General features: G+C 74.3%; 1 protein-coding gene. It reads right to left on the minus strand.

Features of this window, described 5'->3' with window-relative positions:
- Nucleotides 1-14 precede the first annotated feature (14 nt).
- Nucleotides 15-15,596, minus strand: coding sequence for a type I polyketide synthase (locus ACIG3E_RS30945; RefSeq protein ID WP_399622870.1), 15,582 nt, complete (start codon nt 15,594-15,596; stop codon nt 15-17).
- Nucleotides 15,597-15,713 lie beyond the last annotated feature (117 nt).

Raw genomic sequence — 15,713 nt, forward strand, 5'->3', positions numbered from 1 at the left:
TCCTCGTTCGCCATTTACAGCGCCTCCTCGAAGCGGTCGGGCCGGTCTGTGTCCGAGCCGGTGTCTGAGCTGGTGTTCGGGCTTGTCTCTGCGGGGGTGTGGAGCTCGTTGTCGAGCAGGTCGAAGAGTTCGTCGGCGGTCGCGCCTTCGATGTCCTCGAGCTCCTGCCGCTGCTCCGCGGCCGGGGCGGCGGCGGTGTCGCGTGTGGTGTCCCAGGCGGTGAGCAGCGACCGGAGGCGCCCCGCGACGCGGTCGCGTTCGGTGCCGTCCGTGCCGCCGCCGACGGCCTTGAGGACGCTCTCCAGGCGGTCGAGCTCCGTGTCCAGGTCACCGGGGGCGACCGGGACGGCGTCGGCGGTGGCGACGGTCGTGGGCAGTTCCTCCGACAGGTGCTCGGCGAGGGCGGCCGGGTTCGGGTAGTCGAAGATCAGCGTGCTGGGCAGCCGCAGCTCGGTCTCGGCGTTGAGGCGGTTGCGCAGTTCCACGGCCGTCAGGGAGTCGAAGCCGAGCTCCAGGAAGCCCCGGCTCAGCTCGACGGCGTTCGGCGACGCGTAGCCGAGCACTCCCGCCACGTGCGTACGGACGAGGTCGAGCAGGATCCGGTCGCGCTCGGCGCCGGAGCGGCCCGCGAGGCGTGCCGCCAGGGAGTCCGTACGGTCGGCGGGCGCGGCCGCGGCGCCGGTGTCCGCGCCGCGGGCGCGCCGCACGGCGGGCCGGACCAGGCCCCGGAAGAGCGCGGAGAGCGTCTCCTGCGGCTGGCCGCGCAGCGCGGCGGTGTCGACGCGGATCGGGACGAGCGCCGGGTGCTCGCTCGCCGGGGCGAGGTCGAGCAGGGCCAGGGCCTCGTCCGTGTCGAGCGCGAGGACTCCGCCGCGCGCCATGCGCTGGAGGTCGGCGTCGGCCAGGTTGCCCGTCATGGCGCTGTCCTGGGCCCACAGGCCCCAGGCCAGGGCGGTCGCCGGGAGCCCCTGGGCGCGGCGGGTGGCCGCGAGGGCGTCGAGGAAGCTGTTGGCCGCCGCGTAGTTGGCCTGCCCTGGCCCGCCGAAGACGCCGGACGCCGACGAGAACAGGACGAACGCCGACAGGTCGAGCCCCGCGGTCAGCTCGTGCAGGTGCAGCGCCGCGTCCACCTTCGGCCGCAGCACCGACCGCACCCGCTCCGGAGTGAGGGACGTGACCACGCCGTCGTCCAGGACGCCTGCCACGTGGACGACCGCCGAGAGGTCCGCGCCGTGCTCGTCGAGGAGCGCGGCGATGGCGTCCCGGTCGGCGATGTCGCACGCGGCGACCGTCACCTGGGTGCCGAGCGCCTGGAGTTCGTCGCGCAGTTCACCGGCACCGACCGCCGCCTCTCCCCTGCGGGAGACGAGCAGCAGGTCGCGCACGCCGTGGCGCTCGGCCAGGTGCCGTGCCACGACCCGCCCCAGGCCGCCGAACGCGCCCGTCACCAGGACGGAGCCCTGGCCCCACGGGGTGCCGTCGGTGACTGGGGGCGCGACCCGGGAGAGCCTGGGAACCCAGAGCGAGTCGCCCCGGACGGCCGCCTCCGGCTCGCCCGACGCCAGGACGGCGCCGAGCACGGACGCGTCGATCCCGGTTCCCCCATCGGTGTCGGTGTCCACGAGGACGAAGCGGCCCGGGTGCTCCGAGCGCGCCGAACGCACCAGGCCCCACACGGCGGCGCCCACCGGATCCGGCACCGCCGCACCGGCCGCCACCGCGCCGCGCGTGACGACGACGAGGGGCGAGGACGCCGACCGCTCGTCGGCCAGCCAGCCCTGTACGACACCCAGCGCCTCGGCGAGGCGCGCCGACACGGCCTCGGCCTGCGGCTCACCACCGGAGGCACCGGACGCACCGGCCTGCCACACCACGGCCGCCGACTCCTCACCACCGGCGTACCGCTCCTCGTACGAAGTGAACGCCACCGGCTCGGCCGCCGTCAGGGCCTGCGGCTTCCACTCGACGTGGAAGACGGAGTCCGCGTGCGGGTGCTGGCCGCTCATCCGCTCGATGAGCTCCTTCGACATGGGCCGGAAGACCAGCGCGTCGACCGAGGCGACCGGTGTGCCCGTGGTGTCCGCGACGTCCAGGGAGACGCCGTCCGTGCCGTTCGGGGCGAGCCGGACGCGGACCGCGGCGGCGCCCGTGGCGTGCACGGTGACGCCGGTCCAGGTGAAGGGCAGCCCGCCGGTGGCCGGTTCCGTGCCGGACTCCGTCCGTGCCGCCGCACCGGCGGCCCGGGCGTGCAGGGCAGCGTCGAGGATCGCCGGGTGCAGGCCGAAGGAACCGGCCTGCGTCTGCTCGTCCTCCTCCAGCGCGACCTCGGCGAACACCTCGTCGCCGCGCCGCCAGGCGGCACGCAGCCCCTGGAACACCGGCCCGTAGTCGTAGCCCGCCGCGGACAGTTCCTCGTAGAGCCCGTCGACGGCGAGCGGCTCCGCGTCGCGGGGCGGCCAGGACGTCAGGTCGTCGGACGCGGCGGGCGCGTCCGCGGCGGACTCGGTCAGGGTGCCGGTGGCGTTCTTGGTCCAGGCGTCGGCCGACAGGCCTTCGGCGCCGTCGCCCGGCTCCGGCCGCGAGTGCAGACTGAGGGCCCTGCGCCCGGTGTCGTCGGGGGCCTCGACGCGCAGCTGCACTTGGATGCTGCCGCGCTCGGGCAGCACCAGGGGTGCGCCGAGCGTCAGCTCGTCGAGTACGCCGTGGCCGATCTGGCCGCCCGCGTACGTGGCCAGCTCCACGAAGGCCGTGCCCGGCAGCAGCACGCGTCCGGCCACCGCGTGGTCGGCCAGCCACGGCTGGGCGGCCAGGGACAGACGCCCGGTGAAGAGGTAGCCGTCCGAGTCCGCCAGCGGCATCCCGGCGCCCAGCAGCGGGTGCCCCGCCGACACCAGCCCGGCGGACTCGACGTCGGCCGCGCCCGCGCTCTGCCGGAGCCAGTAGCTCTGGTGCTGGAAGGCGTAGGTGGGCAGCTCGACGCGGCGCCGCGACTCGACCGGGGCGTACAGCGGCGCCCAGTCGACCTCGATGCCGCGTACGTGCAGCTGCGCGAGGGCCCTCAGGAACGTGTCGGCCTCCGAGCGGTCCTTGCGGACAGCCGCGACCAAGCCCGCCTGCGCGGTGGGCTCGGTGAACGTGTCGTGGGCCATCGCGGTGAGCACCGCGTCGGGGCCCAGCTCCAGGAACGTCGAGACACCCTGCCCCTGGAACGCCTTCAGACCGTCGTGGAACCGGACCGCCTCACGGACGTGCCGCACCCAGTACTCCGGGTCCTTCAACTCGGCGGGATCCGCCAGCTCACCGGTGAGATTGGAGACGACCGGGAGCGTCGGCTCCTGGTACGTCAACTGGGCCGCGACCTTACGGAAGTCATCCAGCGCCGGGTCCATCAGCGGCGAGTGGAAGGCGTGGCTGACCTTCAGCCACTTCACCTTCCGGCCCTGATCGCGCAGGGTCTGCTCCAGGCCCTCAAGAGTCGCGCGGTCACCGGAGAGCACCAGCTGAGCAGGGCCGTTCACCGCCGCCACACCCACACGGTCCGTCAGGAGGGGCAGCACATCCGCTTCCGTGGCCTGCACGGCCAGCATCGCCCCGCCCTCCGGGAGGGCCTGCATCAACCGCCCACGTGCCGAGACCAGTTGAGCCGCATCCTCAAGCGACCACAGCCCGGCTACGTACGCGGCCGCCAGCTCACCGATCGAATGCCCGCCGACAATCTCCGGACGTACACCGAAGGACTCCGCGAGACGGTAGAGCGCGACCTCGACGGCGAACAGCGCGGGCTGGGCGTAACCGGTCTGCTCAAGGAGGTCCGCGTCCGCACCGAACATCACGCTCTGGAGCGAACGTTCTATCCACTGGTCAATATGGAAGCACACCTCATCCAGCGCGTCCGCGAACACCGGGAAGGTTTCGTACAGCTCGCGGCCCATGCCGATGCGCTGGCTGCCCTGGCCGGTGAAGAGCACGCCGAGGCGGCCTTCGACCACCGCCCCGGGCACGAGTGCTTCGAGGCCGGACAGGAACTCCTCCCGCTCCCGGCCGAAGACCACCGCCCGGTGCTCGTGCACCGCACGGCCCGACAGGAGCGACCAGCCCACGTCGACCGGGTCGAGCTCGTCATGGTCGGCCACGTGCACGCGCAGGCGCTCGGCCTGCGCCCGGAGCGCGTCCGCGCTGCGCGCCGACACCAGCCACGGCACGGCCGTGACCGGTGCGACCGGCACGGCGGCCTCCGTCGGCTCCTCAGCGGGCGCCTGCTCCACGATCACATGGGCGTTGGTGCCGCTGACGCCGAAGGACGAGATGCCCGCGCGGCGCGGCGCGTCCCCGCGCTCGGTCCACTCACGGGCTTCCGTGAGGAGTTCGACGGCACCCACCGACCAGTCGACGTGGGTGCTCGGGCGGTCGACGTGCAGCGTCTGCGGCAGGACGCCCTCGCGCATGGCGAGGATCATCTTGATGACACCGGCGACACCGGCGGCGGACTGGGTGTGACCGATGTTGGACTTCACCGAGCCGAGCCACAGGGGCCGCTCGGCCGGGCGCTCCTGGCCGTAGGTGGCGAGGAGGGCCTGTGCCTCGATGGGGTCGCCCAGGGTGGTGCCCGTGCCGTGGGCCTCGACGGCGTCGACATCGGCGGCGGTGAGGCCCGCGTTGGCGAGGGCGGCACGGATGACGCGCTGCTGGGAGGGGCCGTTGGGGGCGGTCAGGCCGTTGCTGGCGCCATCCTGGTTGACGGCGGAGCCACGGAGGACCGCGAGGACCGTGTGGCCCTTGCGGCGGGCGTCGGAGAGGCGTTCAAGGAGGAGCAGGCCGACGCCCTCGCCCCAGCCGGTGCCGTCCGCCGCCTCCGCGAAGGCCTTGCAACGGCCGTCAGCGGCCAAGCCGCGCTGGCGGCTGAACTCGATGAAGGCACCGGGGTTGGACATGACGGCCACGCCACCGGCGAGCGCGAGGTCGCACTCGCCCTGGCGCAGGGCCTGCGCCGCCAGGTGCATGGCGACCAGCGAGGACGAGCAGGCCGTGTCGACGGTCACCGCCGGGCCCTCAAGGCCGAACGAGTAGGCCAGGCGGCCGGAGATGACGCTCGTCGCGCCGCCCGCCAGGAGGTAGCCCTCGACGCCTTCAGGAGTCTCGCGCAGGCCGGAGCCGTAGCCCTGCGAGGAGGCGCCGACGAACACGCCCGCCTGGCTGCCGTGCAGGGTCGCAGGGTCGATGCCCGCGCGCTCGAACAGCTCCCAGGAGGTCTCCAGGAGGAGCCGCTGCTGCGGGTCCATGGCGAGGGCCTCGCGCGGCGAGATGCCGAAGAAGACGGGGTCGAACTGGTCGGCGTCGTAGAGGAATCCGCCCTGCCGGGCGTAGCTGGTGCCACGGCTGGTGGGGTCGGCGTCGTAGAGGGCGTCGAGGTCCCAGCCGCGGCCGCCGGGGAAGTCGGACATCGCGTCCGCGCCCTCGGCGAGCAGGTGCCACAGGGCCTCGGGGCTGGTGACCCCGCCCGGGTAGCGGCAGCTCATGGAGACGATGGCGATCGGGTCGTCGTCGACGTCCGCCGCGCGCCCGGCCGCGACCGGGGCGGCCTCGGACTCCCCCACCAACTGCGTGCGCAGGTATCCGGCGAGGACGGCGGACGTCGGGTAGTCGAAGACGAGGGTCGTGGGCAGCTTCAGGCCGGTGGCCGCAGCGAGCCGGTTGCGGACCTCGACTGCGGTCAGCGAGTCGAAGCCCAGCTCGCGGAAGGCGCGCGTCGGCTCGACCGCCTCGGCGCCCGCGTAGCCGAGCACGGCGGCTGCCTGCCCGCGTACGAGGTCGAGGAGTTGCCGCTCCTGCTCCGCCGCCGCGAGACCGGCGAGCCGCTCGGCCCACTCGGAGCCCGGGGCGCCCTGCTTGCCCGTGCCGGACCGGGCCTCGTCGGGCTCGGCGAGCGCGCGGCGCGCCTCCGGCAGGTCGCCGATGAGGGCGCTGGGCCGCACCGACGTGAACGAGGGCGCGAACCGCTCCCAGTCCACGTCGGCCACGGCCACGAACGTCTCGTCGTGCGCGACGGCCCCGGCGAGTGCGGCGATCGCCCGCTCCGGCGCCATCGCCGCGAGGCCGCGGCGGCGCAGGTGCTCGGTGCCCTCGTCCCCGGCCATGCCGCCGCCAGCCCACAGGCCCCAGGCGACGGAGGTGGCGGGCAGGCCGCGGGCCCGGCGGGATTCGGCGAGGGCGTCGAGGTAGGCGTTGGCGGCCGCGTAGGCGCCCTGACCGCCGCCGCCCCACACGCCGGAGTTCGACGAGAAGAGCACGAACGCGTCGAGCTCCTCGGAGTCGAGCAGCTCGTCGAGGTGCGCGGCGCCCGCCGTCTTCGCGCCGAACACCTCGGCGATGTCGGCGGCGGACATGCCGTCCAGCGGCTGCGTCTGCCCGACACCCGCCGTGTGGAAGACGGACCGCAGGGTGTGGCCCTTGGCGGCCAGTGCGTCGAGGAGGCGTACGACGGCCTCCCGGTCGGCCACGTCACAGGCGGCGACGGTGACCTCGGCCCCCAACTCCTCAAGCTCCGCCCGGAGTTCGACCGCGCCGGGCGCGTCGAGGCCGCGGCGGCTGGTGAGCACCAGGTGTTCGGCGCCCTCGCGGGCCAGCCAGCGCGCCACATGCCCGCCGATCGCGCCCGTACCGCCGGTGATCAGGGCCGTGCCGCGCGGGGTCCAGGGCTTGGCCTGGGCGGTGGGCTCGGACCGCACGAGGCGGCGTACGGCGACGCCGGAGCCGCGCACGGCGAGCTGGTCCTCGTCCTCGATTCCCGCGAGGGCGGCCGTGAAGCGCGCGCCCGCCCGGGTGTCGTACGCCTGCGGCAGATCGATCAGACCGCCCCAGCGCTCCGGGTACTCCAGGGCCACGACCCGGCCGAGGCCCCACAACTGGGCCTGCGCCGGGCTCTCCACGCGGTCGCTGCGGCCGGTCGACACGGCACCCCGGGTCACCGCCCAGAGCCGCGCCGCGATCCCCGCGTCACCGAGGGCCTGCACCAGGGCCACCGTCCCGGCCAGCGCGGCAGGTACGCCCGCGTGCTCCGCGTGCGCCGACTCCTCGAAGCCGAGCAGCGACACCACCCCGGCGAACTCCGCACCGGCGAACTCCCGCAGCCGGGAGGCCAGCGCCTCACGCGTCAACTCCGCGTCTGTGAGCCGCAGTTCCACCGCGTGCGCGCCAGCCCGGGCCAGGGCGTCGCTGGCGCCCGCCGTCCACGGGTGGTCCGCCGCGCTCTCGGGCAGGACGACCAGCCACCGCCCGGACAGGGCGGACGTCGACAGGGCGTTGTTCGCCAGCGGCTTCCAGGTCACGGCGTAGCGCCAGGCGTCGATCTCGGACCGCTCGCGGCGCTGCCGCCGCCAGGAGGAGAGCAGCGGGAGGACGGCGCCGAGTTCGGCGGCGGAGCCGTCCGCCACCTCCAGCTCGGCGGCGAGCCGCTCCAGGTCCTCGCGCTCGACGGCCTCCCAGAACCGGGACTCCACCTCGTCCACGGCGAGCGGTTCGGCGTCGTCCGCGTCCGCGAACTCGGGCCAGTAGTGCTGCCGCTGGAAGGCGTAGGTGGGCAGGTCGGCGACGATACGCGCGCCGGGCAGGAGGGCCTTCCAGTCCAGTTCGGCGCCGTGGACGTGGGCTTCGGCGAGCGAGGCCGTGAGGCGGGCTGCACCGCCCTCGTCGCGGCGGAGTGAACCGAGAGTGGCGGCCTGACTGTCGGTCGCGTCGATCGTCGCCTGTACCGGGACCGTCAGGACCGGGTGGGGGCTCATTTCCAGGAACAGGCCGTGGCCCTCGGCGAGCAGGCCGCGGGTGGCGTGCTCGAACAGGACCGTCTGGCGCAGGTTGCGGTACCAGTAACCCGCGTCCATGGGGACATCCAGCCACGAGCCGGTGAGCGTGGAGTACAGCGGGACCTCGGCGGCCTGCGGACTCACACCTTCCAGCGCCTGGCCGATCTGGGCCTCGATCTCCTTCACGTACGAGGAGTGCGACGCGTAGTCCACGGGGATCGTACGAGCGCGAATGTCCTGGTCGACGCACTGCGCGACCAGCTCTTCCAGGGCCTCCGGCTCGCCGGACACCACGACCTGGGTGGGGCCGTTGACGGCGGCGACCGAGACGCGGTCACCCCACGCCGTCAGCAGCTCCCGTACGTCGGCCTCGGGCAACGGCACCGACACCATGCCGCCCTTACCCGACAGCTCACGAATCGCCAGGCTCCGCAGCGCGACGACGCGGGCCGCGTCCCGCAGGGACAGGGCACCCGCGACGCACGCGGCAGCGATCTCACCCTGACTGTGACCGACGACAGCCGCAGGCTTCACCCCAGCCGCCTGCCAGACAGCAGCCAGCGACACCATCACCGCGAAGAGCACCGGCTGAACCACGTCGACACGGTCGAACCGGTCGCCGCCCAACTCCTCAAGGAGCTCCCAGCCCACGAACTCCGACAGCGCGTCCGCGCATTCACGCATCCGCTCCGCGAACACCGGCGACTCATCGAGCAGTTCACGCGCCATCCCGGCCCACTGCGAACCCTGCCCCGGGAACACGAACACCGGACGGACCGTCCCGCCCAGCGCGCGCCCGGTGACCACGCCCTGAGCGGCGCCCTCGCCCTCGGCGAGCCGCTCAAGGGCGGCGAGGATTTCGTCCCGGTCGCGGCCGAGGGCGACGCCCCGGTGCTCGAACCGCGAGCGGGCCGAGGCGAGCGTCCAGGCCAGGTCGCCGAGGACCGGCTCGGTGTCCGCGAGGAGGTGGGCGCGCAGCCGGGCCGCCTGGGCCCGCAGCGCCTCGGGGGTCTTCGCGGAGAGGGCGAGGGGCACCACGCCCGGGAGCACGGGCGTCGCGGAGGCCTCTTCGACCGTCGGCTCCTCGGCGGGCGGGGCCTGCTCCACGATGACGTGGGCGTTGGTGCCGCTCACGCCGAAGGAGGAGACGCCCGCGCGCCGGGGGCCGCCACCGTCCCGCTCGGCCCACTCACGGGCCTCCGTCAGCAGCTCGACGGCGCCCTCGGACCAGTCCACCTGCGGGGTCGGCTCGTCCACGTGCAGGGTCTGCGGGAGTACTCCGTTCCGCATCGCCATGACCATCTTGATGACCCCGGCGACACCGGCGGCGGCCTGCGTGTGCCCGATGTTCGACTTCAGCGAACCCAGCCACAGCGGACGCTCGGCCGGACGCTCCTTGCCGTACGTCGCGATGAGGGCCTGCGCCTCGATCGGGTCACCCAGCGTGGTGCCCGTGCCGTGGGCCTCGACCGCGTCCACGTCCTCCGTGGAGAGCCCGGCGTTGGCGAGGGCGGCGCGGATCACGCGCTGCTGGGACGGGCCGTTGGGGGCGGTGAGGCCGTTGCTGGCGCCGTCCTGGTTGACGGCGGAACCACGGACGACCGCCAGGACCCGGTGGCCCTTGCGGCGGGCGTCGGACAGGCGCTCCAGGAGCAGCAGTCCGACGCCCTCGCCCCAGCCGGTGCCGTCGGCGGCGGCCGCGAAGGACTTGCAGCGGCCGTCGGCGGCGAGCCCGCGCTGGCGGCTGAACTCGATGAACGTACCGGGGGTCGACATGACGGCGACGCCGCCCGCGAGGGCCATGTCGCACTCGCCCTGGCGCAGGGCCTGCGCCGCCAGGTGCAGGGCGACCAGGGAGGACGAGCAGGCCGTGTCGACGGTCACGGCGGGGCCTTCGAGGCCGAAGGTGTACGAGATGCGGCCGGAGGCGACGCTCGCGGCGCTGCCGTTGCCGACGTAGCCCTCCAGGTCGTCGAGGCCGCCGGGGGCGCTCAGGAGGTGGGTGGCGTAGTCGTTGTACATGACGCCGACGAACACGCCGGTCGCGCTGCCGCGCGCCGTCGCCGGGTCGATGCCCGCGCGCTCGAACGCCTCCCAGGTGGTCTCCAGGAGGAGCCGCTGCTGGGGGTCGATCGACAGGCCCTCGCGCGGCGAGATGCCGAAGAAGGCCGGGTCGAAGTCGGCGGCGTCGTAGAGGAAGCCGCCCTCGCGCGTGTAGAAAGAACCGGCGCTGTCCGGGTCGGGGTCGTAGAGCGCGTCGACGTCCCAGCCCCGGTCGGCGGGCAGGTCGCCGATGGCGTCGACGCCGTCGGCGGCCAGGCGCCAGAGGTCCTCGGGAGTGGTGACGCCGCCCGGGTAGCGGCAGCTCATGGAGACGATCACGATGGGGTCGTCGTCCTCGGGGGCCGCGCCCGCCGTCGTCAGGGCCGCGCCCCGCGGCCGGGCCGCCGCGGCCGTGCCCAGGAGCTCTTCGAGGATGTGGCGGGCGAGGACGGTGGCGGCCGGGTAGTCGAAGGCGAGCGTCGCGGGCAGGCGCAGGCCCGTCGCGGCGGTGAGGCGGTTGCGCAGTTCGACGGCGGTGAGCGAGTCGAAGCCGACCTCGCGGAAGGCGCGGTCGGGCGCGATGGCGTCGGCGGACGGGTAGCCGAGGACGGCGGCGGCGTGGCCGCGCACCAGCGTGAGGACTTCCTCCTCGCGGTCCGCCTCCGGCAGGGCCGCGATGTGCTGGGCGAGGGCGGAGCCCTCCTGCTGCCCGGCCCCGGCCGCGGTGCGCCGCTGGGGCGCGCGGACCAGGGTGCGCAGCAGCGGCGGCACGCCGTCGGACGCGGCCCGGGCACGCAGGCCCGCGAGGTCCAGGCGGACCGGCACGGTCAGGGGGTGGTCCGCGGCGTGGGCGGCGTCGAAGAGGGCGAGGCCCTCGGCGCTGGTGAGGGGGGCCGCTCCGGCACGCGTCCTGCGGTCGAGTTCGCCCGCGCCCAGGTGGGCGGTCATCTCGCTGGCCTGGGCCCACAGGCCCCAGGCGAGGGAGGTCGCGGGCAGGCCCTGGGCCCTGCGACGGTGGGCCAGGGCGTCGAGGAAGGCGTTGGCGGCCGCGTAGTTGGCCTGGCCGGGGGTGCCGAAGACACCGGCGGCCGAGGAGAACAGGACGAAGGCGGAGAGGTTCAGGCCCGCCGTCAGCTCGTGCAGGTGCAGCGCCGCGTCGGCCTTCGGCCGCAGGACGGTGTCCAGGCGCTCGGGCGTCAGGGCGGTGACCACGCCGTCGTCCAGGGCACCGGCCACGTGCACGACCGCCGAGAGCCCGGCGCCGGTCTCGTCCAGGAGGGCGGCGAGCGCGGCCCGGTCGGCCGTGTCGCAGGCGGCGAGCCGCACGCGGGAGCCCGCCTCCTCCAGTTCCGCGCGGAGCGCGGCGGCACCGGGCGCGGCCTCGCCCCGGCGCGAGACGAGGAGCAGGTCGCGTACGCCGTGCCGGGTCACGAGGTGGCGGGCCACCAGGCCGCCCAGGGTGCCCGTGCCGCCGGTGATCAGGACGGTGCCGTCGCCCCACGAGGCCTCTGCGGCCTCCGTGGTCTCCGGCAGCGGTACGCGGGTCAGGCGCGGGGCGCGCAGCGCGCCCTCGCGGAGCGCGAGTTCGGGCTCGTCGGTGGCGAGCGCGGCGGCCACCAGGGCGTCGTCGGCCCCGGCCGGGTCGAGGTCGAGCAGGACGAAGCGGTCCGGGTGCTCGGACTGCGCCGAGCGCAGCAGGCCCCAGACGGCGGCGGCCACGGGGTCCGGCGCGTCGGTGCCCGCCGCGACGGCGCCGCGCGTCACCACGGCGAGGCGGGACGCTTCGAACCGCTCGTCACCGAGCCAGCCCTGCACGGCGTCGAGCGCACGCGCCAACAGGGGTCGTACGGCGTCGAGTTCGACCGCGCCAGGGGCCCCAGCGGCGGACGGGCTCTCCGGGAACAGTGGCAGGAGCACGGTCGCGGGCAGGTCGGCGCCCTCGTCGAGCGCGGCGGTGAGGGCGTCCAGGTCGGCGTACGTCCGCCGCGCGGAGAGCGGTGCGCCGGAGGCGTCGTCGCCCAGGAGCGCTACGGAGGCGCGCTGCTCGTCCGTCGTCGCCGGGGCGTCGACGGGCGTCCACTCCACCTGGAAGAGCGCGTCGAGGCGGGGCCCGCCGGTCAGCTGCTCCTCGGACAGGGCGCGCAGCGCGAGGGACCCTACGGAGACCACGGGCTGCCCGGTGGCGTCGGCGGCCAGCACGGCCACGGTGTCCGTGCCCGCCGAGGTCACGCGCACCCGCAGGGTGGTCGCGCCGGTGGCGTGCAGGGTGACGTCCGACCAGACGAACGGCAGGTGCGCGCGGTCGGTCCGCTCGATGAAGTCACCGAGGCCGATCGCGTGCAGCGCGGCGTCGAAGAGCGCCGGGTGCAGGCCGAAGGCCTCCGTGTCGGCGTGCGCCTCCTGCGGGAGTTCGATCTCCGCGTAGACGTCGTCGCCCCGGCGCCAGGCGGCGCGCAGGCCCTGGAAGAGCGGGCCGTAGCCGTGGCCGTTGGCCGTGAGACGCTCGTACAGGTCGGACACGTCGAGGCGTTCGGCCCGCGCGGGCGGCCACGCCGCCAGCTCCGCGGCCGCCGCGGACGACTCCGCGGGGGCAGTGGGCAGCAGGCTGCCGGTGAAGTGCCGCGTCCAGGGGGTGTCGTCGGCGTCGTCCTGCGGGCGCGCGAACAGGCTCAGCTCGCGCCGCCCGGACCCGTCGGGGCCGCCCACGGAGATCTGGAGCTGGACGGCGCCCTGCTCCGGAACGACGAGTGGGGCTTCCAGGGTCAGCTCTTCGAGGTGGCCGCAGCCGACCTCGTCGCCCGCGCGCAGGGCGAGTTCGACGTACGCGGTGCCGGGCAGCAGGATCGCGCCGTCCACCGCGTGGTCCACGAGCCAGGGGTGGGTCTGCGTCGAGAGCCGCCCCGTGAAGAGGTGCCCCTCCGCGCCCGCGAGCGACACGGCGGCCCCGAGCAGCGGGTGCCCGGCGGCACGCAGCCCCGCGAACACCACGTCACCGGCGCCCGCCGGGGCGGCCTTCGGCCAGTAGCGCTCGCGCTGGAAGGGGTAGGTGGGCAGGTCGATGGTGGCGCGGGCGCCGGGGAGGAGGGCCTTCCAGTCCAGTTCGGCACCGTGCACGTGGGCTTCGGCGAGCGAGGCCGCGAGGCGGTCGGCGCCGCCCTCGTCGCGCCGGAGCGAGCCGAGGGTGGCGGCCGGGCTGTCGGTCGCGTCGATGGTGGCCTGCACCGGGACCGTCAGGACCGGGTGCGGGCTCATCTCCAGGAACAGACCATGGCCTTCAGCGAGGAGGCCGCGGGTGGCATGCTCGAAGAGGACCGTCTGGCGCAGGTTGCGATACCAGTAACCCGCGTCCATCAGGGTGTCATCGGACAGCCAGGCACCGGTGAGCGTCGAGTACAGCGGGACCTCGGCGGCCTGCGGACTCACGCCTTCCAGCGCCTGGCCGATCTGCGCCTCGATCTCCTCCACGTACGACGAATGCGACGCGTAGTCCACCGGAATCGTACGGGCGCGAATGTCCTGGCCCACGCACTGCGCGACCAGCTCTTCGAGGGCCTCGGGCTCGCCAGAGACAACCACCTGGGCCGGGCCGTTGACGGCCGCGACCTCAATCCGGCCCTCCCAGCCCGCGATCAGCTCACGGACCTCGGCCTCGGGCAGCGGCACCGACACCATGCCGCCCTTACCGGACAGCTCGCGAATCGCCAGGCTCCGCAGCGCCACCACGCGGGCGGCATCCCGCAGCGACAGGGCACCCGCCACGCACGCGGCAGCGATCTCACCCTGACTGTGACCCACCACAGCGGCAGGCTCCACACCAGCCGCCTGCCACACCGCAGCCAGCGACACCATCACCGCAAAGAGCACAGGCTGAACCACGTCGACACGGTCGAACCGGTCGCCGCCCAGCTCCTCAAGCAGGTCCCAGTCCACGAACTCCGACAGCGCATCCGCGCACTCCCGCATCCGCTCCGCGAACACCGGAGAATCGTCGAGAAGTTCGCGCGCCATCCCGGCCCACTGCGACCCCTGCCCCGGGAACACGAACACCGGACGGACCACGCCACCCAGCGCACGGCCCGTGAGAGCACCATCACCGTCGGCAAGCCGCTCAAGACCCGCGAGGAGTTCCTCCCGGTCGCGCCCGAGGACGACGCCCCGGTGCTCGAACCGGGAGCGGGCCACGGCGAGCGTCCAGGCCAGGTCGTCGGTGCCGGACTCGGGGTGGGCGAGGAGATGGGCGTGCAGTCGGCCCGCCTGGGCGTGGAGCGCCTCGGGCGTCTTCGCGGAGAGGGCGAGGGGCACCACGCCCGGGATCACGGGCGTCGCGGAGGCCTCTTCGACCGTCGGCTCCTCGGCGGGCGGCGCCTGCTCCACGATGACGTGGGCGTTGGTGCCGCTGACGCCGAAGGAGGAGATGCCCGCGCGGCGCGGGCCGCCGTCCTCGCGCGCGGCCCACTCCCGGGCCTCCGTGAGGAGTTCGACGGCGCCCGCCGTCCAGTTGACCTCGGGCGAGGGCTCGTCCACGTGCAGGGTCCGCGGCAGGACGCCGTGGCGCATGGCCAGGACCATCTTCATGAGGCCCGCGACGCCCGCGGCGGCCTGGGTGTGGCCGATGTTGGACTTGATGGAGCCCAGCCACAGGGGCTGTCCGCCCTCGGGCCGCTCCTGGCCGTACGTGGCCAGCAGGGCTTGGGCCTCGATCGGGTCGCCCAGCGTGGTGCCCGTGCCGTGGGCCTCGACGGCGTCCACGTCGGCGGCCGTGAGGCGGGCGTTGGCGAGGGCCTGCATGATGACGCGCTGCTGGGAGGGCCCGTTGGGGGCAGTGAGGCCGTTGCTGGCGCCGTCCTGGTTGATGGCGGAGCCGCGGACGACCGCGAGGACGGGGCGGCCCGCGCGGCGCGCGTCGGAGAGGCGCTCGACGAGGAGCATGCCGACGCCCTCGCCCCAGCCGGTGCCGTCGGCGGCGGCGGCGAACGCCTTGCAGCGGCCGTCGGCGGCCAGGCCCTGCTGGCGGCTGAACTCGGTGAACACGCCGGGCGTGGAGATGACGGTGACGCCCGCCACGAGGGCCATGCCGCACTCGCCCTGCCGCAGCGCCTGCACGGCGAGGTGCAGGGCGACCAGGGACGAGGAGCAGGCCGTGTCGACGGTGAGGGCGGGGCCTTCGAGGCCGAGGGTGTAGGCGATGCGGCCGGACTCGACGGCGGCCGCGTTGCCGGTGCTCACATAGCCTTCGACGTCCTCCTCGGCTTCGAAGAGGAGCGGGGCGTAGTCCTGGCCGTTGGTGCCGACGAACACGCCGGTGCGGCTGCCGCGGACCGTCGCGGGGTCGATGCCCGCGCGCTCGAACGCCTCCCACGCGGTCTCCAGGAGGAGCCGCTGCTGCGGGTCCATCGCCAGGGCCTCGCGCGGGGATATGCCGAAGAACGCCGCGTCGAATTCGGCGACCCGGTCCAGGAATCCACCGTGGGCCGTGGAGCTGGTGCCCTGCTTTCCGGCTCCATCCGGGTCGTAGAGCGAGTCCAGGTCCCAGTTGCGGTCGGTGGGCAGCCCCGAAATGGCGTCGCGCCCGTCGGCGAGCAGTCGCCACAGATCTTCCGGGCCGCCCACACCGCCGGGGAATCGGCAGCTCATCGCGGTTATCGCGATGGGCTCCTGCGCAGCGGCCTCGACGTCCTTCAGACGTTGCTGCGTCTGATGCAGGTCCGCCGAAACCCACTTGAGATAGTCGCGCAGCGTCTCTTCATTCGCCATCAAATGTCACCTGTTCAGGACGTGTGCCGCACCTGCTGGCATACAACGGACCTGTCCGCAGCCGTTTTCTCGATGACGCTATGAGGGCGCTATAAGACCAACAACCCCTACCCTCCC

This window comes from Streptomyces sp. NPDC053474 (assembly GCF_044544845.1).
Taxonomy (GTDB): Bacteria; Actinomycetota; Actinomycetes; order Streptomycetales; family Streptomycetaceae; genus Streptomyces.